Raw genomic sequence first — 16796 nt, 5'->3', positions numbered from 1 at the left:
GTGGTCTTCGTCAAACGTCTGTAAAAAAGAGATTCGGGTCTAGACCGAGAGCACCTGCACCTCATAGGTCTTGACGATCAGGTTGTCGGTCGTGATCTGGTAGGTGTTCGGCGCTATCTTGTTCATCCCGAGGCTGCCGGTGAGGTAGTTCTCCCATGCCTTTGAGAAGTTCGCCGTTGCATCGGGGGTGTAGGTGACCGTGACGTTTATGCCGCCGGAGTCGTCGATTTCGGTCTCGGTGCCGGCGAGCTTCATCCGCACGCTCCCCATCCCGCTCCGTGCGATCGTCCCGCTGGTGGTCAGGTTGATCAGGTTGATCACCATCGTGCTGCTCGCATCGTCGAGGTACCACCGCGGTTCGGCCAGCATCGTCGACCCGCTGCTCTGCGCCCGGATCACCCCTCCGTTTTCGAGGGCGATGGTGGCGTCCTGGCTGTCTGAGTCGTATAAGAGCATGCCCGGACTGAAGACCTTGTTGATGGTGTTTCCGGAGATGGTGAAGTTCTGCACCGTCTCGCTCGAGTTCTCCGCCATGAGCGACCCGCCGCTCACCTGCAGGGCGGTCTCCTTATAGGGGACGTTCTTGTAGCAGAGGCTCTTGATGTCGTTCTGGAGCACCACCATGGTCTGCTCCATGTTGCGCACGTCGGCGTTGCTCTGCTGCTGCGTCAGCATCGGGTATCCGTAGAGGGTGATGAGGCCGATGCCGGTGATCACCAGTCCGAAGATGATGATGAACCCGATCGCCTCTGAGACGCCCTCGTCCTGTCGTGTGTTCAAACCTGCCATGTTCACACCCCGCTCGAATTATAGACGATCCGGTTGATCCCCCCGCTGGTGGTGTTGCCGGTGACGCCCATCGTCACCCCGATCCCGGCGATCGAGATGCTGCTCCTGATGTCGTCCCGGTAGATCGCCACCACCTGGTCGCCGCCGCTCCCGTCCAGCTCCACCATATAGTCCTGCTCGGCAACGTCGTCCGGGATATCGAACTCGGTGGCGATCGTGCCGTTGTCGGGAGCGATCATATAGACGTCCACGATCCGGGTGGAGAGGCCGTTGCCGATATCCACATAGGCGTGGTACTTCAGCTTGTTCGCCGGTCCCTCCATGAATGCGGCGTTCACGGCGAACATCGTGATGACCAGGAGGACGATCAGCACGCCGCTGATGTACACATACTGGAGGAGGTTGCTCACCCCCTCGTCATCAGTAATAGACCGTCTCGTCATACTCCGTCACTCCGTTGTTGAAGTGGAAGGTCACGATATCGTAGTTCCCCGTTGAATCCACCGTATAATTCACGATGGCGTTCTTTCTGACCTCTTCGAGGGCGATGATGTCCGCCCTGAGGTCTGCGTCACCGCCCGTCCCGTTCTCGGCCAGGGTGAACACCTCGCTCCTGAAGTCCCGGATGTCGTTCTTCGGGAATTCCAGCACGCCCTCGGCCGTTGTCTGCCCCACCAGGGTGGCCTGGTTGATCACCAGGGCCAGGAAGAAAATGCCGACCGCCACCAGAAAGCCCATCATCACGATCCACTGCCCCTCGTCCGTCATCCTCGCCATATCAGCACCTCCACGAGCACCACCTGCTGCCGGTCGTCCATCGTCGCCGGAGCGCCACCGGGTCGTGCGGCGATATCCACGAGCCGCGTCACCCGCACCGCCTGCTCGTACCCGGTCTGCTCTGCGTTATCCACAAGGGTCGCTGTCATCACATCCCCTGTATCATCATCGTCGCGGTAGGAGACCTGGGCTGAGAACTGGAGAGTGTCGTCGCTCCCCGAGGTCCGCTCGTTCAGCAGCGACCCGAAGGTGCTGGAAAACGCTGCGTTGTCCCAGGCGGCGATATCGGCCGCAAGGTCGCTGTCGGCGCCTTCGGTGTTCGGCGTGTCCATCACCCGCAGGGCGTCGTTGCCGAGCACCTCGAGCTGCATGTCGGTGATATGGGAGTCGCCGGGGGTGTAGACGCTCGTCGTCCCGGCCACGAGATAGATCGTCGCCAGGATCACGAACGCCGCCGCGATCCCCTCCATCGTATAGAGCTGCGCCGAATCGTCTACCATACCGCCACCTCCAGCCATGCGTCTTCGAGCGGGGGTGCGGTGAGGTTGCCGTCGGTCGGTGAGTAGGCGAAGGTCCGGGCAAGCGTGGTATTGACGTTCGGAGCGTTCGTGAACAGGAACCGCACCTCCATCGTATTCGTTTCCGCCGCCTTGCCCTGGAAAAAGCCGGGATCGAGAACAAGCGTCAGGTTCCGGGTGATATCGGTGGGTGTCGTGGCCCCCAAACCATCAACATACAGGGTCGAGCGGCTGTCCGGGAGGGCAGGCGGCACCTGGGAGGCGCCGGTCTCGGTCCTCTTCCAGAGGGTGACACTCGTCAGGCGGGCATTTGCTGCTCCGTTGAAGCGCGTTTCGTTCAGGTTCTCGAGGGTGATGGTGATCTGCTCGCCGAAGGGATCGATGCGGTAGGCCTCCCTCTCGTCCAGCAGTTCGGTGAAGTTCAGGCTGACATTGAAGCGGGAGACGGCGCCGGGAGGCGAAGAGGTGTAATCGGTCTGCACCGCTGCATCGGCGAAGTCCAGCGTCGCCGAGGTGTCCCCCTTCACCTGCACCGCCCGCCTGATATAGCCGTACTCGCCGGCCGGCACCCCCTCGCCGACCGAATAGGAGGTGCCCCCCGCCGTCTTCAGGCTGATGTTGAAGAGGTAGGGGATATCTGAGAAGAACACCCGCTCCCGGTAGTCGTCCGGATACGTATACAGCCCGGTCTGGTTGAAGAAGATCCGGACCTTGTCGTCTGAGAGGATGCAGGGGGTGTCCTTTGAGAGGGCAAGCCCCATCCGCTGCACCCGCACCATCGCCGTCGTCTCCCCCTCCCAGTGGGTGTCGGCCCGCAGGGTGGCGTCGTCGTACCACCAGCCCGGATCCTCGACCAGGATCACCGAGGTGCGGTAGGCCACGCCGTCATAATCGATGGTGGCGCTCTGGAGGCCGGCCAGCATGCCGGGGACCATGCCGACCGCCATGATCAGTCCGAGCATGAATATCGTGAATCCGGCAAGAAAATCGATGGCTGTAATGGCGTCATCGTCCTGCCGGTTCATTGCAGCACCTCGCCGGTGAGGGCGTCGAACCTGAGGGTGCCGGGGCGGGTGGCATGCCCCCTGACCGTATACACTCCCTCCTCCAGGGTGAGGTCGGTGGTCTCCCCCAGGCCGCCGATCTCCTCCTTCTGTATCCTGTAGAGATCGGCGGGCATCAGGACGGTCTCGGGATCGATCTCTCCCTCGGGGAGGGGTGCGGTCCATGCCACTCCTGACCATCCGTTTCCGGAATAGACGAGCATGTGGGTCTCTCCCTCTTTCCGGACGCCCATGATCCAGGTGGGGGCCGTCCCGTCGGCGGTGACCCCGGTGCCGGTGATGGTGTGGATCGTCATGTCCGTGATGTTCTCCATCCCTTCGGCCGCCAGCATATCCAGTTCGGCGAGGGCTTCGGCGAGGTCGATCGCCTCATCGGGCGCTTCCTGCGTGATGTCCTCGATGCCGGCGCCGGAGGGGGCGGCAGGGGCGCCGGGCTCTGAGGTGCAGCCGCCGGTCATGGTGACGAGGAGCAGGATGCCCAGGCTCAGGAGAAGGGGGAGGGGGGCGGGTTTCATATTCGATCACCTCTTTAGGGGGTCAGGTATTTATAGTATTCGAATATCCTTTGTTGGGTAATCATTGTTATATTCGCGTTTGGGTGATTTTCTGTTGGAATTTCACCGATGGGGGCGGGGGCGTGGTTCGTTCTGGCGCCGTTCCGGTCCGGGGAAAGATGTATTGCCCCCTGATACTACTCCCCCCCATGAATCTGAAGGCATATGGGGCCGTGGCCCTTCTCCTGGTCTGTTCGATCTTTGCCGGGGGGTGCAGCAGCGGCGGCGGGGGGGACGGAACACCGACCACGACGCCGGCGACGGGAGTGCCCCTGACCGGGACGACCTGGGATCTTGTGCTCTATGCGGACGGGAGCGGCGGCATGTCCTCCCCCATCGCCGGCACCGCCATACGCGCCGCCTTCGGGGAGGACGGTCAGGTCAGCGGAAGTGCGGGCTGCAACAACTATTTTGCCTCCTATGAGGCGGGTGAGAGTTCGCTCTCGATCGGTCCGATCGCCTCCACCGAGCGGTTCTGTGCCGATCCGGCCGGGGTGATGGAGCAGGAGGCGGCATATCTGGCCCTGCTCGGAAGTGCCGCCGGCTATACCGCCGATGACGGTCGTCTTGAGGTGACGGACGCCTCGGGCCGCACCATACTGACCTTCACCGGGGTTGTGCCGGCGCCGCTGCGCGGCACGGCCTGGACCCTCTCCGCCTACAACGACGAAAAGGGCGGCATGCTCTCGTTGCTGGCCGGAACGGAGATCACCGCCGTCTTTGAGAGCGGCGGGCAGATGAGCGGGAGTGCAGGCTGCAACGACTACTTCGCCTCCTATGAGGCGGACGCCGGCAGCCTCCGCATCGGGCCGGTGGGAACGACCCGGATGGCGTGCGCCGATCCTGCAGGCGTGATGGATCAGGAGACGGCCTATCTCGGTCTCCTCCCGGAGGTTTCGGCCTATGCGATCACCGGTGACGTGCTGGCGCTCTCCGACGGTGCCGGCCGGACCCTGCTGGAGTACCGGGTGATTCCTGCCGTTCCCCTGAGCGGGACGTCCTGGACCCTGACGGCCTATCGCAGCGCCGCCGGTGAGCTGGTCGCCCCGATCGACGGGACCAATGTGACGGCGGTATTCGGTGATGACGGGGAGATCGGTGGGTCTGCGGGGTGCAACCTCTACAGCGGCCCCTACCGGGCGGAGGGCAGCATGATCGAGATCGGGCCGCTCGCCGTGACGGCGATGTTCTGCGCCGAACCCGCCGGGGTGCAGGAGCAGGAGGACACCGTGCTGGCGCATCTCGGGGCGGCGGGGGGCTACCGGATCGAGGGCGCCGCCCTCGTTCTCACCGACACCCCGGGGACGACGCTTCTGGAGTTTGCCGCTGCCTGATGGGGGGTCTTTCCCTCATAACACTTTTTTCCTCGGAGGTTGTACTCTCTCCCATGCAGATGCCCACCTATGATGATGTGATCCGTTTCCACGGCCACCTCTGTCCCGGGGTGACCTTCGGTTACCGTGCAGCCCAGATCGCCCTGGAGAGGACCGGTGCGGGCCGCGCCCCGGACGAGGAGCTCGTGGTGATTGCCGAGAACGATGCCTGTGGCCTGGACGCCTTCCAGGTGCTCACCGGGTGCACCATCGGCAAGGGGAACCTGATCCTCCGGGACTTCGGCAAGAACGCCTGGACGCTCGTCAACCGTACGGCCGGAACGGCGGTGCGGATCGTGGTCCGCCCCGGGTTCTCGATTGAAGAACTCGATCCCGCCTTCCTCCCCCTCAGGGCGCGGGTGTGGGAGGGGAGCGCCACCCCTGATGAGGAAGAGGACTTGCACCGCCGCCTCGACGCCATCTGCCAGGCGATCCTCACCCGCCCGGAGGACGAGGTCTTCATCATCCGTAAGGTCGAACCGGTCGTCCCCGAACGGGCGCGGCTGTTCAGGACGCATATCTGCGCTGTCTGCGGCGAAGGCGTCGCCGAGTCGCGGGCGCGGGTGAAGGACGGACGGATCGTCTGCATCCCCTGTGCCGGTGAGTACACCCGCGGCTGGTAGAGGGTGGTGTTTTTTCCTTTTTTTCCACATCTGGACTCCCGGTGTGCTGTTCCGGTTGCCTTCGCCCTCATCGCTGCCCTGTTCTTCGGGGCCGGCACCCCGCTCTCTAAGGTGCTGCTCGATTCGATCGGCCCGATCACGCTCGGCGCCCTGCTCTACCTGGGGGCCGGTCTCCTCGGATTTATCCTCAGTCTGCCCGGACGGGAGCGAAACGCCATCGAAGCGCCCATCCGGCGTTCGGATGTCCCCTGGCTCCTCCTCTCCGCCCTGGTCGGATCGGCCCTCTCCACCATCATCCTGCTCATGAGCCTGGAGCATGTGCCGGCCGCCACCGCCTCCCTCCTGCTCAGCTTCGAGGCGGTGGTGACCACCCTCCTTGCCGCATCGGTCTTCGGCGAACCGATCGGCAGGCGTGTCTGGGGGGCGATCGCCCTCATCACCGCCGCCTGCCTCCTCCTCACCGTCAGGCCCGAAGATGGCCTGGGGCTCTCCATGGGTGCCTTCGGCGTGCTGATCGCCTGCATCTTCTGGGGCTCTGAGGCCTGCTTCAACCGCCAGATCGATGCCGGTGACCCTGTCCGCCTGACGGCGGTGAAGTGTACGGTGGCCGGCGCCGCCATGATCCTCATCGCCCTGGTGGCGGGAGAGGGGGCGCCCGCCCCTTCGATCGCCCTCGCCGCCCTTGCCCTGGGCATGGTCATGTACGGCGTTCCAAACCTGCTGTATTTCCGGGCCCTCCGCGGTCTCGGCGCCGCCCGCACCGGTTCGGTCTTCGGCATGAACCCGGTATTCGGTGTGCTCTTCTCGCTCCTGATCTTCCATGGGGTGCCGGAGCCTATCTTCGGCGTTGCCCTCCTCCTCATGCTCGTTGGACTCGGTCTGCTCCTCACCGAACGGCACACCCATCTGCATCACCATCCTGGCGGGGAGCATGAGCACCGCCACTGCCACGACGACCTTCACCATGATCACGGGCACCCGCCCGGCACTCCCCCGACCGACAGGAGCGGCTATCACTCACACACGCATCTGCATGCGCAGGTCAGCCACGACCACCCCCATATGCCCGATATCCACCACCGGCACCGGCACTGAGGAGAGGCAGCCCTGGCTTAATCGGGGCCGGGACACTATTCAGGGCTCAAAAAAAGAACGTAAACTGACCGAAAAATAGAATTATTTCTGCTCTCCCTCGCCCAGGGTGTGGATCACCAGGCCGGAGAGAAGTTTGGGCTCGAACCAGGTGGACTTCGGGGGCATCACCATGCCGTCGTCGGCGATCTCCATTACGGTGCCGACCGAGACGGGCTGCATCGAGAAGGCGACGATGAACTCACCGGAGTCCACCCGCTCCTCCAGATCGGCCAGCGGTCGGGCGCCGCCGAGGTACTGGAGGCGGGGGTCGCCGCGGGGGTCGGTGATCCCGAGCATCCCCTCGAGCACCTGTTTCTGGAGGACTGAAACATCCAGGGAACCGATCAGGTCGTCCGGGTTTTCGACCGGGCAGGTGCACTCGTACCAGGCCCCGCCAAGGTACATGTGGAAGACGTGCACCCCGGCCGCATCCCGCAGGGGCGGCACCCTGAAGACGGTGTCGTCGATCTCGCCGTAGGGGCGGACTTCGAAGCGCTCCTGCAGGGCGGCGAGGAAGGACTCAGGGGTGTAGTCGCCGAGATCGGTGACCAGGCGGGAGTAGCCGTGAATCCGCACGCGGTTGTGGGCGAAGAGGATCGCCATGAAGCGTCCGTCTTCGGGGGTATAGGTGCCGTTTTTCCGGCGCTCCTCGGCGACGAGCACGGCCGACTTCGCCCGGTGGTGGCCGTCGGCGATATAGGAGGCCGGCACCCGGGAGAAGAGGTCCTCGATATGGGCGAGGCGCACGGTGTCGGTGATCCTGAAGAGTTCATGCACGTTGCCCTGTTCGGTCTTGACCACCGCCTCGGGCTCGCCCTCCGGGAGGATCGACTCGATGTAGCCGAAGATGTCGCCCTCGTCCGGGTAGAGGATCACCACGAGCCCGGTGTTGGCATTGGTGGCGGCGATATGCCGCGTCCGGTCCCGCTCCTTGTCGTAGCGGGTGTGCTCGTGCTTCTTGATCACGTCGCTGACATAATCGTCGACGTCCATGCAGGCGACAAGACCGAGGTAGAGGCTGCCGCCCTGCTTCACGCGGTAGAGATAGAGCGAGGGGCTTTCATCCCGTTTCAGGGAGCCTTCCTCCTCCATCTCTCTGAAGGCGTCCCGGGCCGCCGTATAGATCCGCTCGTCATCGGAGGGGATATCCCGGAGCACGGCGTCAGTCCGGCTCACCTTCAGGAATGAGAGCGGATTGTTCTCGATGATCTCAGCTGCCTCGTCGGCCGTCACTACGTCATAGGGCACTGCGGCAATTTTTGGGGCGTCCTGGCGCCCGGGCCGCAGTCCGGAAAATCGGTATATCTTCACCATGGAATCCGCACCTTCAAGCGGGTAGTAGTTGGCTCCCGACCGATATATTATCTCTTTTCGAGGGGAGAATACTGGGTGATGTCTGGGCCAGGGGTGTTCCTCAGGCGGGCGGCGGCTGCGGATCTGCCGGCAATTGTGTCAATCGAGCGGGAGTGCTTTATCGATCCCTGGGAGGAGGAGGCCTTCTCGCAGGCCCTTGAATGCTGGGCCGACTGTTTTTTTGTGGTGGCGGTGAACGGCGACATCGCGGGTTTCATCGTTGGCGGGCTGGAGGATACCGGGGAGGAGGTCTACGGCCACATCTGCAACTTCGCCGTCACCGAACGCTACCGTCACCGGGGCATCGGGCGCAGCCTGGTGCGGCGGGCCGAGCACCAGTTCGCCCTCCGCCTGGCCGGCGGGGTGCAGCTCGAGGTGCGCATCTCCAACACCGCTGCGCAGTCATTTTACCGGCGGCTCGGCTACAGCCCGGTCTTCACGATTGGCGGCTACTACTCCAACGGCGAGGACGCCATCATGATGATGAAGTGGTTCCGGTTCTAACCCCGCCCCAGCTGCTGGTGGGCGCGGGCGAGGTGGTTGGCGGCCAGCGCCCCCAGGAGGGAGAGCTCCCCGGCGAGCACTGCCGCACCGACGATCTCGGCGAACGCCCGTGCATTGGCCCCTTCAGGCGTCCCGCCGCCAGCGACTCCCAGGAGGGAGAGGCAGGCCGCCTGCGTGTCGATCCCGGTCCCGCCGCCGACGGTGCCGACCTGCACGGCCGGGAGGGTGACGGCGATATAGGCCCCGTCCTCCGTCTCCTCGACGGTGGTGATGCAGGTGCTCCCCTCGACCACATGGGCGGGGTCCTGCCCGCAGGCGAGGTAGAGTGCGGCCACGATATTGGCTGCATGGGCGTTGAAACCGAGCGAGCCCGCCCGGGCCGACCCGATCAGGTTCTTCCTGGTGTTCACCTCAACCAGGCTTCTGGCATCGGTCTTCAGGATAGAGGCGATCTGCTCATTGGTGAGGCGGATGCCGGCCACGACACTCCTGCCCCGCCCCTCGATCATATTGATCGCCGCCGGTTTTTTGTCGGTGCACATGTTGCCGGAGAGGGCGATGAGCCGCGCACCCGTCTCCCGCTCGACCAGGTTGGCGATCTCGGCGGTGGCGATGGTGGCCATGTTCATACCCATGGCGTCCTTGGTGTCGTAGGCGCAGCGGAGGAAGACGTTCGTGCCCACGATATAGGGGGTGACCGAGAGGAGCCTGCCGCGCGAGGTGGTGCGCTCGGCGGCGGCGGCGCACTCCGCATGGTGCGTGCGGGCCCAGTCGACGATCTCGGCGGCGTGCACGATGTCCCGGGCGGCAAAGATGGGGGCGCGGGTCATCCCCTCGCCGGTGATCCGCACCTCGGCCCCGCCGGCCCGCGTGATCGCCGATGCGCCGCGGTTGGCCGAGGCCACGAGCGCCCCCTCGGTGGTGGCGAGCGGGAGCCAGTAGGTGCCCGACGCATGGGCGCCGTTCACCCGGATCGGCCCGGCGACGCCGACCGGTATCTGGACGGCGCCGATCATGTTCTCGATGTTCCGCTTCACCACGCGGTCGATCCCGATCGAGAAGGATCCGAGGGCGGCGAGGTCGGCGCCGCTCTCCGCCTCAACGTAGTTCCGCCTGACCCGCACGGCCTCGACGGGTGGAAATTCGCTTTCGAGGGCATAGAGTTTGAGGGTTCCATTTTTTAGCCTTGCGAGAGGATCTTCCATAGCAATTAGATAGGGGGATCCGGGATAAAGATGCACGCGGGGGACGAGGAGGGATGGGGGCTGCGGGTGCCGAAACGAGAGGCGGAGGAGCGGCGGCAGGACCTGATCGCCCGCGGTCTCCTGGACCGCTCCCGCCGCCCGCGTGCCGACGGGGCCGACCTCCTCCTCCCCCTGACCGAAGAGGTGCCAGGGGCGGAACTGGCGCTTTTCGCCGCTTTTCCGCCGCGCGAGGACCTCCCCCGCCACGAACTGGTGGGCGGGATCGCCATCATGCAGGATGAGGACGTCGCCGGTGCGGTGCGGATCCTGGCATCCCGCCCCTCCCTGCACACGGTGGTGGTCCCCCTCTCGGCCGTGGAGGGGGAGTTTCGCACCCGCTCCTTCCGGGTGCTCGCCGGGGAACCGACGACGCGCACCACCGTCACCGAGCATGGTCACCGTTTTGCCGTCGACCTCTCGCACGCATATTTTTCGGCCCGCCTCTCCACCGAGCGGCAGCGGATACGCTCCCTGATGGCACCAGCAGAACGCCTCTGCGATATGTTTGCGGGCGTGGGGCCGTTTGCGATCGCCTGCTCTGCCCGCGCCTCCCTGGTGGTGGCCGCCGACCTCAACCCGGCGGCGGTCTCCCTGATGTGCGAGAACATCGGCAGAAACCGGGTCACAAACGTCCTGCCGGTGCTGGCCGACGCCGCCCACCTGCCCCGCATCTTCGGGCGGACCTTCGAGCGCGTGGTGATGAACCTGCCCATGGAGTCTGCCGGGTTTCTGCCTGCCGCCTTCGCCCTTTGCCGTCCGGGCGGGACGATCCACTTCTACACCCTCCAGGATGCCGAGGGGGGGTACCTCGAACGCATCCGGGCGTTTCCGGTGAAGGCGGTGACGGAGCGGCGGGTGCGGAGCTACTCGCCCGGGGAGTGGCACGCCGTGTACGATATTGTGGTGGGGGAGTGAAGCCCCCCTGATGCGGCCATGATTCCCCTCTCCTTCGTTCGCCTCCGCCCCCTCCTGATCCTCACAGCGGCCGTTGTGCTGCTGGTCTATATTGGCATCCCTGCACTATTCGGGGTCTATGCCGTCCTCCCGGCCGGTGAGGAGGTCGGTCCCCCTCCACCGGGGTTTGAGGAGGTGGGGTTTACGACAGAGGACGGGATCCCCCTTGCGGCATGGTACGCCCCGCCCTCCGGCACCGGGGCGGCGATCATCCTGATCCACGGGGCTGGGGGTTCGCGCCATGATATCTGTTCCTACGCCCTGATGCTCCAGCGCCACGGCTACGGCGTCCTCGCCCCTGACCTGCGGGGGCACGGCATGAGCGGGGGCGGGACCAACCGGTTCGGCTGGGAGAGCGACCGGGATGTGGGCGCCGCCGTCGCCTTTCTGGAAGGACAGGAGGGGGTCAGGGCCATCGGGGGCATGGGCCTCTCGCTCGGCGGCGAGGTGCTCCTCGGGGCGGCGTCTGCCCATCCGGCGGTGGAGGCGATCGTCGCCGACGGCGCCACACACCGCTCCTCCGCCGACCTTCTGGCGCTGGAATCAGAACGTCCGCTCGAGCGGAGTTTCACGGCCCGCCTGATGTATGCCGTCGTGGCCCTGCTGAGCGGTGACGCCGCCCCCCTGCCGCTGCCGGAGTCGATCGCCGGGTCGGGATCCACCGGATACCTGCTGATCGCAGCCGGAGAAAAACCGATGGAGGAGGCCTTCGCCCGTCTGTACGCCGGAGAGGCGGGTGGACGGGCATCGGTGTGGGTTGTCCCTGGTGCGGGTCATACCGGTGCATATTCCCTCCGTCCTGACGACTACGAGCGTCGGGTCATCGCCTTTTTTGATGCTGCACTCTGCCGCACGGACTCCTGATCACAGGGGGACCGAAAAAGAATCGTTCGTCCCGGCGGGGTCTGCCGGGGCGGGGGTATTCGCGGAGAGGCAATCGGGGTATCTGAAAGGAGGACGGGGGATGCCCGTCATACCGGCACGAACTTGGTGCCGTAGTAGATGACGCCGCTCTCCCCTTCTGCGCCGAGGCGGCGGAAGACAGCCTTCACCGGCATGCCGATGGAGACCTCCTCCGGGTCCTCGACGACGACCTGTGCGGTCATGCGGGCCCCCTCGTCGAGTTCGACGATGGCAAGCACGTAGGGGGTGAGCGCTGCGAACTGGTCGCTCGCCGATCGGATCACCGAGTAGGTGACGATTTTCCCGGTGCCCTTGAAGGTGTAATCGACGATCCGCCCCTCCCGGCGACAGGTCGGGCAGAGGTTGCGGGGCGGGAAGAAATAGCGCCCGCAGGTCTCACAGTGCGTCCCCTCCAGGTTGTAGCGCTGGGGGATCTTTCTCCAGAATCGTGGTACCGACATTTCAGGACCTCCCGAAGATATGGGCGGCGACCGTCGCACCCGTGCCGCCGACATTGTGTGTCATTCCGATCTCGGCCCCTTCGACCTGCCGCTTTCCGGCCTCGCCGCGGAGCTGGATGACGGCCTCGCAGACCTGCTTGATGCCGGTCGCACCGACCGGGTGGCCGCAGGACTTCAGACCGCCCGATGGGTTCACCGGTAGATTGCCGTCAAGGGCGGTCACGCCCTCCTCGGTCATCCGCCCGGCCTCGCCCTTGGTGCAGAAGCCCAGGTCCTCGATGGCGCAGATCTCAGCGATGGTGAAGCAGTCATGGACCTCAACGAAGTCGATGGCTTTGCGCTCCAGACCGGCCATGGAGAAGGCGCGGTTGCCCGCAGCGACCGTTGCATCCATCGTGGAGATGTCGCGGCGGTCGTGGAGGGAGATCGTGTCGCTCGCCTGTGCGGTCGCCAGCACTCGGATTGGAGTATCGGTGAATTTTCTTGCCATCTCCAGGGGTGCTACGACCACGGCGGCGGCGCCGTCGGTGATCGGCGAGCAGTCGAAGAGGCGGAGGGGGTCGGCGACCATCGTGGAGCGCAGCACGGTGTCCAGCGTGATCTCCTTCTGGAACTGTGCGATCGGGTTGTGGGCGCCGTTGGCATGGTTCTTCACCGCCACCTGCGCCAGCTGCTCCCGGGTGAGGGGATACTTGTGCATGTAATCGTTGGCGATCATCGCATACAGCCCGGGGAAGGTCGCTCCGGCAAAGCCTTCCCACTCACGGTCGGCCGCCGCCGTAAGGGCGTCGGTGGAGAGGCTGGTGTCCACGTCGGTCATCTTCTCGACACCGGCGGCGACGACGATATCCGACATCCCGGATGCCACGCTGGTCACGGCCTCACGGAAGGCCAGACCGCCCGAGGCGCAGGCCGCCTCCACCCTCGTCGCCGGGATGTGCCCTGCGGCGAGTCCGGAGTAGTCGGCGATCAGGGCACCGATGTGCTCCTGCTCGACGAACCGTCCTGCGCTCATGTTTCCGACATACATGGCGTCGATCTGCTCGCCGGAGAGGTTCGCATCCTCGATCGCCTTCACGCCCGCCTCAACAAAGAGGTTCCTGAAGGATCGGTCCCACCATTCGCCAAACCTGGTGATGCCGATCCCAATCACTGCCACATCTCTCATTTCTGCACCATGATCTTACCCTTGTGTTTGGCATACCGTGCATAGTCGACATAGATCGGGTTTGCGAGGAGCTCTTCGACCGTGGGGGCCGCCGAGCGTGCGAACACCGATTCGTCTGTGATCCGGTCGGTGACCGTGATGTCGAAGGCGTCACTGCCCGCACCTGAACCGAACGAGGTGACAAAGATGCGGTCGCCGGGCTCTGCCACGTCCAGGGTGGCGGCAAGACCGATCATCGAGGCGCCCGAATAGGTGTTGCCGAGGCGGGGCACGACAAGGCCGGGTTTGATCTGTTCGCCCGTGAAGCCGAGCATGCCTGCCACCCGCTGGGGGAACTTCGCATTCGGCTGGTGGAAGATCGCATAGTCGTAGTCAGCGGGACTGGTGCCCCTGTGCTCGAACATCATCTTCGCGGCACCCATGATGTGCTTGAAGTAGCCTGGGTCGCCGGTGAACCGCCCGCCGTGGCGGGGGTAGGGCTGCCCCTCGCGCCGCCAGAAGTCCGGCGTGTCGGTGGTGAACGAGCAGGTGTGGTTGATCTCGGCGATCGGGTCCTCGGTGCCCAGGATCATGGCGCACCCGCCGGCGGCGGCGGTGTACTCCAGTGCGTCACCTGGAGCGCCCTGTGCCACGTCGGCGCCGACGGCGATGCCGTAGCGGACCATACCGCTGCCGACAAGCCCCATGCAGGTCTGCACGGCGGCAGTGCCCGCCTTGCAGGCAAACTCGTAGTCGGCCGCCGTCATCACCGGCGTCGCCCCGATCGCCTCACCGACCGTCGCCGATGTCGGTTTGACGGCATAGGGGTGGGACTCGGAGCCCACATAGATCGCCCCGATGGCGTCCCGGTCGACGTTTCTCCTGATCAGTGCGTTGCGTGTCGCCTCGACGGCGATGGTTGCGGTGTCCTCGTCCATGTCGGGGAGGGACTTCTCCCTCACACCGAGGCCGCCTGAGATCTCCTTGGGGTTGTCGCCCCAGACCTTGGCGATCTCCTCGATGGTGATCCGGTATCTGGGGATCTGCGCCCCATACGTGATGATGCCTACCATTCCTTTTCCCTCAGTGTACTCACAATCTCCTCGACGCCCATTGAGGTGCAGAGGACCGTGATTCGGTCCCGCTCCGCAAGCCGCGGCACGAGCGGGTGGACCTGCTCGGGTTCAAGCCCCTGCAGCACGACACAGCGGGGCTTGAAGGGGGTGACGCGGATGGCGACGAGGGGGGATTTTCCAGTCGATACGTTGGTAAAGATGAGTGCCCGTTCGGTGCTCCACCCATAGATGCGGTTGAACTCGTTGGCCGAGAGGTGCATGATGGCGTTGAGGCTGTTGACCACGGTGTAGCCGAAGATCGTCAGATCGGTCGAGCCGCAGAGTTTGCGGGCGCCGATCGCCTCTGCCAGCGATGGAAGGGACACCGCCGACGCGTAGTCGTGCATGTCATAGATGACATCGTCGTCGTCGAACTGGGTGTAGAGAATTTTTGAAAATCGCTGAATGTATTTGCCGCCGTTCTCCTCGTCGATCGAGAGGATCGCATCGACGATCTTACCGACAACAGCGGTTCCGGGGCTTTTGCGCCGCCCCCCCTCATAGTCGGAGATGACCGAGGGGGAGGTGCCGAGACGCTCGGAGAGCGTGCCCTGCGGAATGCCAAAGCTCATCCGCCACTTCTTCAGCGCCTTCCCCGGCGAGTCCGAGAGCGTAATCTCCCCCGCCATCTTTTCGGCGAGTTGTTTACGCAGTTCGGAGTTCATAGGAGTAGGTGTTGAGCCCTCACATTAAATAATTAACGAATCGCATATCGACAATCTACGAAGTCGAAGGCACAACCCATATATGGGATGCATCTCAATTTTGATATCCATGACCGATGCGGGAGAACTCCAGTGTCTGAAGGTGATCGCCCTGACCGGCGGTCTGTGCGCTTCGCAGAGGATCTCCTCCCAGACGCTTGCCGATGCCCTGAATATCAGTCCTCAAACGGCCTCAAGGCGCCTTCAGGCGCTTGAATCGGCCCTTCTGATCGCCCGCTCCATCCACCCCGACGGGCAGTACGTGGCGATCACGCCGAAGGGTGAGGAGGAGCTGCGGCGGGAGTTCTCCGACTATGCCCGAATCTTTTCCGAGGAGAAGGGGCGCTTTGTATTGACCGGCAGTGTGATCAGCGGTCTCGGGGAGGGGCGCTATTATGTGGATCACCCCCATTACCGCGCGCAGTTCCATGATAAACTCGGGTTTTACGCCTATCCCGGCACCCTGAACATACGGCTGAACGGTGCGAGTGTCGGGGTGAAGCGGAGGCTTGAGGGGCTGAACTGGATCACCATCGATGGATTTCATGCGGACGGCAGGACGTTCGGGGGCGCTCGTTGTCTCCCCTGCCGGATCGGGGATTCGCCGTGTGCTATCGTCCAGCCCGGGCGGAGCCACTACCCCGATGAGATCATCGAGATCATCTCCCCCGATCGCCTGCGGGAAAAGTTTGACCTGAAGGATTCTGATACCGTAACCGTGGAGGTTCACCATGTTTGAAGATGCCTGTGCCGCCCTGAGGGACGGAAAGTTTGTGTTGCTGTACGATTTCGACGACCGTGAACAGGAGACCGACCTGATCATCCGCGCCGATGCGGTCACCCCGCAGGACGTGCTGAGGATGCGCAGGGACGGCGGCGGCCTCATCTGCACGGCCGTCCACCCGCTGGCCGCCGAACGTCTCGGCCTCCCCTTCGCCTCCGATCTGATGCAGAACGTTGCAGCCGCCGAACAGCCCGGCGACATCCCCTACGACCGCCGGAACCACTCGTCCTTCTCGATCTGGGTGAACCACCGGAGCACCTTCACCGGCATCCCGGACCGTGACCGCGCCGTCACGATCAACGCCATCGCCGATCAGGTGAAGCGCTCCCTCAATGGCGGCGGCCACAACTTCGCCGCCGAGTTCAGGACCCCCGGCCATGTCGCCCTCCTCCGTGCCGCCGACGGGCTGCTGGATGTCCGGCGGGGCCAGACCGAACTCTCGATCGCCCTGGCCGAGCTGGCAGGGACCACTCCGGCCGTGGTCGTCTGCGAGATGCTCGATGACGAGAGCGGCCTCGCCCTCACAAAGGAGGACGCCGTCAGATACGGAGCGGAGCACGGTATCCCCTTCATCGGGGGAAGCGAGGTGCTCGAACACTGGGAACACACAAAAAACTGATTTTTTTCTCCAGCTGACCTGAACGTATAGCCGGTATGTGTGCCGGCCCCTTCTCTCTTTTTTCTGACACCTGTGCCGCACCGCTCCCGCCGTTCACATGCCTCCCTGTTCTCATTTTCTCCGATATCCGTATCCAAAATCTGGATCTCTGTCTCAATCTCATGGATATTTGGTTT

General features: G+C 64.3%; 20 protein-coding genes. 8 read left to right on the top strand and 12 right to left on the bottom strand.

The window, feature by feature from the left end; all coding sequences use genetic code 11:
- Window positions 1-39: 39 nt before the first annotated feature.
- Genes CUJ86_RS01195 through CUJ86_RS01170 form a run of 6 tightly spaced genes read right to left on the bottom strand, consistent with a single transcriptional unit; the run spans window position 40 to window position 3663 of the window.
- A complete protein-coding gene (locus CUJ86_RS01195; protein WP_130645741.1) occupies window positions 40-789 on the bottom strand; it encodes a DUF7289 family protein in 750 nt (249 codons plus the stop codon).
- Window positions 790-791: 2 nt separating this feature from the next.
- A complete protein-coding gene (locus CUJ86_RS01190) occupies window positions 792-1232 on the bottom strand; it encodes a hypothetical protein (RefSeq protein WP_130645740.1) in 441 nt (146 codons plus the stop codon).
- Window positions 1210-1566, bottom strand: coding sequence for a hypothetical protein (locus tag CUJ86_RS01185; protein WP_130645739.1), 357 nt, complete (start codon window positions 1564-1566; stop codon window positions 1210-1212). Before CUJ86_RS01185 ends, CUJ86_RS01190 begins: the two co-directional genes overlap by 23 nt.
- A complete protein-coding gene (locus CUJ86_RS01180) occupies window positions 1554-2066 on the bottom strand; it encodes a DUF7288 family protein (protein WP_130645738.1) in 513 nt (170 codons plus the stop codon). Before CUJ86_RS01180 ends, CUJ86_RS01185 begins: the two co-directional genes overlap by 13 nt.
- On the bottom strand, window positions 2060-3109 hold the full coding sequence (locus tag CUJ86_RS01175; RefSeq protein ID WP_130645737.1) for a hypothetical protein: 1050 nt from the start codon (window positions 3107-3109) through the stop codon (window positions 2060-2062). The genes CUJ86_RS01180 and CUJ86_RS01175 overlap by 7 nt, the downstream gene beginning before the upstream one ends.
- Entirely contained in the window at window positions 3106-3663 is a 558-nt protein-coding gene (locus CUJ86_RS01170) for a hypothetical protein (protein WP_130645736.1), read from the bottom strand. Before CUJ86_RS01170 ends, CUJ86_RS01175 begins: the two co-directional genes overlap by 4 nt.
- A gap of 188 nt (window positions 3664-3851) precedes the next feature.
- Here CUJ86_RS01170 and CUJ86_RS01165 point away from each other — a divergent pair, with 188 nt between their 5' ends.
- Genes CUJ86_RS01165 through CUJ86_RS01155 form a run of 3 tightly spaced genes read left to right on the top strand, consistent with a single transcriptional unit; the run spans window position 3852 to window position 6793 of the window.
- Window positions 3852-5036: an META domain-containing protein gene (locus CUJ86_RS01165; RefSeq protein WP_165394717.1), complete on the top strand. Its 1185-nt coding sequence runs from the start codon at window positions 3852-3854 to the stop codon at window positions 5034-5036.
- A 53-nt stretch (window positions 5037-5089) separates the two neighbouring features.
- On the top strand, window positions 5090-5698 hold the full coding sequence (locus tag CUJ86_RS01160) for an FmdE family protein (RefSeq protein ID WP_130645734.1): 609 nt from the start codon (window positions 5090-5092) through the stop codon (window positions 5696-5698).
- A gap of 3 nt (window positions 5699-5701) precedes the next feature.
- Window positions 5702-6793, top strand: a complete 1092-nt coding sequence (locus CUJ86_RS01155) for a DMT family transporter (RefSeq protein ID WP_130645733.1) — start codon at window positions 5702-5704, stop codon at window positions 6791-6793.
- Window positions 6794-6874: 81 nt separating this feature from the next.
- Here the strand turns inward: CUJ86_RS01155 and CUJ86_RS01150 are convergent, their stop codons facing one another.
- Window positions 6875-8146 (bottom strand): DUF1015 domain-containing protein, encoded by a 1272-nt coding sequence (locus CUJ86_RS01150; protein WP_130645732.1) that lies wholly within the window; start codon window positions 8144-8146, stop codon window positions 6875-6877.
- 78 nt (window positions 8147-8224) lie between these two features.
- On the opposite strand from CUJ86_RS01150, the gene rimI reads away from it, so the two are divergent.
- Entirely contained in the window at window positions 8225-8689 is a 465-nt protein-coding gene (gene rimI / locus CUJ86_RS01145) for a ribosomal protein S18-alanine N-acetyltransferase (RefSeq protein ID WP_130645731.1), read from the top strand.
- Here the strand turns inward: rimI and hmgA are convergent.
- Window positions 8686-9894 (bottom strand): hydroxymethylglutaryl-CoA reductase (NADPH), encoded by a 1209-nt coding sequence (gene hmgA / locus CUJ86_RS01140; RefSeq protein ID WP_130645730.1) that lies wholly within the window; start codon window positions 9892-9894, stop codon window positions 8686-8688. The two genes, rimI and hmgA, sit on opposite strands and share 4 nt — an antisense overlap.
- A gap of 30 nt (window positions 9895-9924) precedes the next feature.
- Here hmgA and CUJ86_RS01135 point away from each other — a divergent pair, with 30 nt between their 5' ends.
- Complete coding sequence (locus tag CUJ86_RS01135) at window positions 9925-10848, top strand: class I SAM-dependent methyltransferase (protein WP_130645729.1); 924 nt, start codon at window positions 9925-9927, stop codon at window positions 10846-10848.
- Window positions 10849-10866: 18 nt separating this feature from the next.
- Window positions 10867-11751 (top strand): alpha/beta hydrolase, encoded by an 885-nt coding sequence (locus CUJ86_RS01130; protein WP_130645728.1) that lies wholly within the window; start codon window positions 10867-10869, stop codon window positions 11749-11751.
- 107 nt (window positions 11752-11858) lie between these two features.
- On the opposite strand, the gene CUJ86_RS01125 is transcribed toward CUJ86_RS01130, so the two are convergent.
- From CUJ86_RS01125 to CUJ86_RS01110, 4 genes are read right to left on the bottom strand one after another with little or no spacing between them, the layout of a single operon-like run.
- Window positions 11859-12251, bottom strand: coding sequence for a Zn-ribbon domain-containing OB-fold protein (locus CUJ86_RS01125; RefSeq protein WP_130645727.1), 393 nt, complete (start codon window positions 12249-12251; stop codon window positions 11859-11861).
- Window position 12252: 1 nt separating this feature from the next.
- Window positions 12253-13419: a thiolase domain-containing protein gene (locus tag CUJ86_RS01120; protein WP_130645726.1), complete on the bottom strand. Its 1167-nt coding sequence runs from the start codon at window positions 13417-13419 to the stop codon at window positions 12253-12255.
- Window positions 13416-14471, bottom strand: coding sequence for a hydroxymethylglutaryl-CoA synthase (locus CUJ86_RS01115; RefSeq protein WP_130645725.1), 1056 nt, complete (start codon window positions 14469-14471; stop codon window positions 13416-13418). Before CUJ86_RS01115 ends, CUJ86_RS01120 begins: the two co-directional genes overlap by 4 nt.
- Window positions 14465-15178 carry a helix-turn-helix domain-containing protein gene (locus CUJ86_RS01110; RefSeq protein ID WP_130645724.1) on the bottom strand — a complete coding sequence of 238 codons (714 nt, stop codon included), beginning with the start codon at window positions 15176-15178 and terminating at the stop codon, window positions 14465-14467. The genes CUJ86_RS01115 and CUJ86_RS01110 overlap by 7 nt, the downstream gene beginning before the upstream one ends.
- A gap of 109 nt (window positions 15179-15287) precedes the next feature.
- Between CUJ86_RS01110 and CUJ86_RS01105 the strand changes: the two genes are divergently transcribed.
- Together CUJ86_RS01105 and ribB are read left to right on the top strand one after the other, a co-directional pair.
- A complete protein-coding gene (locus CUJ86_RS01105) occupies window positions 15288-15956 on the top strand; it encodes a DUF120 domain-containing protein (protein ID WP_130645723.1) in 669 nt (222 codons plus the stop codon).
- On the top strand, window positions 15949-16620 hold the full coding sequence (ribB, locus tag CUJ86_RS01100; RefSeq protein ID WP_130645722.1) for a 3,4-dihydroxy-2-butanone-4-phosphate synthase: 672 nt from the start codon (window positions 15949-15951) through the stop codon (window positions 16618-16620). The genes CUJ86_RS01105 and ribB overlap by 8 nt, the downstream gene beginning before the upstream one ends.
- Window positions 16621-16796 lie beyond the last annotated feature (176 nt).

The organism is Methanofollis fontis (assembly GCF_004297185.1).
GTDB lineage: Archaea > Halobacteriota > Methanomicrobia > Methanomicrobiales > Methanofollaceae > Methanofollis > Methanofollis fontis.
The sequence above is the reverse complement of the archived record's forward strand: the minus strand, read 5'-3'. Positions and strand labels throughout refer to the sequence as shown.

Bases quoted from the DNA above. Each gene is read 5' to 3' on its own strand.
- CUJ86_RS01195 (WP_130645741.1), bottom strand. From the start codon at position 789: ATGGCAGGTTTGAACACACGACAGGACGAGGGCGTCTCAGAGGCGATC.
- CUJ86_RS01190 (WP_130645740.1), bottom strand. From the start codon at position 1,232: ATGACGAGACGGTCTATTACTGATGACGAGGGGGTGAGCAACCTCCTC.
- CUJ86_RS01185 (WP_130645739.1), bottom strand. From the start codon at position 1,566: ATGGCGAGGATGACGGACGAGGGGCAGTGGATCGTGATGATGGGCTTT.
- CUJ86_RS01180 (WP_130645738.1), bottom strand. From the start codon at position 2,066: ATGGTAGACGATTCGGCGCAGCTCTATACGATGGAGGGGATCGCGGCG.
- CUJ86_RS01175 (WP_130645737.1), bottom strand. From the start codon at position 3,109: ATGAACCGGCAGGACGATGACGCCATTACAGCCATCGATTTTCTTGCC.
- CUJ86_RS01170 (WP_130645736.1), bottom strand. From the start codon at position 3,663: ATGAAACCCGCCCCCCTCCCCCTTCTCCTGAGCCTGGGCATCCTGCTC.
- CUJ86_RS01165 (WP_165394717.1), top strand. From the start codon at position 3,852: ATGAATCTGAAGGCATATGGGGCCGTGGCCCTTCTCCTGGTCTGTTCG.
- CUJ86_RS01160 (WP_130645734.1), top strand. From the start codon at position 5,090: ATGCAGATGCCCACCTATGATGATGTGATCCGTTTCCACGGCCACCTC.
- CUJ86_RS01150 (WP_130645732.1), bottom strand. From the start codon at position 8,146: ATGGTGAAGATATACCGATTTTCCGGACTGCGGCCCGGGCGCCAGGAC.
- rimI (WP_130645731.1), top strand. From the start codon at position 8,225: ATGTCTGGGCCAGGGGTGTTCCTCAGGCGGGCGGCGGCTGCGGATCTG.
- hmgA (WP_130645730.1), bottom strand. From the start codon at position 9,894: ATGGAAGATCCTCTCGCAAGGCTAAAAAATGGAACCCTCAAACTCTAT.
- CUJ86_RS01135 (WP_130645729.1), top strand. From the start codon at position 9,925: ATGCACGCGGGGGACGAGGAGGGATGGGGGCTGCGGGTGCCGAAACGA.
- CUJ86_RS01130 (WP_130645728.1), top strand. From the start codon at position 10,867: ATGATTCCCCTCTCCTTCGTTCGCCTCCGCCCCCTCCTGATCCTCACA.
- CUJ86_RS01125 (WP_130645727.1), bottom strand. From the start codon at position 12,251: ATGTCGGTACCACGATTCTGGAGAAAGATCCCCCAGCGCTACAACCTG.
- CUJ86_RS01120 (WP_130645726.1), bottom strand. From the start codon at position 13,419: ATGAGAGATGTGGCAGTGATTGGGATCGGCATCACCAGGTTTGGCGAA.
- CUJ86_RS01115 (WP_130645725.1), bottom strand. From the start codon at position 14,471: ATGGTAGGCATCATCACGTATGGGGCGCAGATCCCCAGATACCGGATC.
- CUJ86_RS01110 (WP_130645724.1), bottom strand. From the start codon at position 15,178: ATGAACTCCGAACTGCGTAAACAACTCGCCGAAAAGATGGCGGGGGAG.
- CUJ86_RS01105 (WP_130645723.1), top strand. From the start codon at position 15,288: ATGACCGATGCGGGAGAACTCCAGTGTCTGAAGGTGATCGCCCTGACC.
- ribB (WP_130645722.1), top strand. From the start codon at position 15,949: ATGTTTGAAGATGCCTGTGCCGCCCTGAGGGACGGAAAGTTTGTGTTG.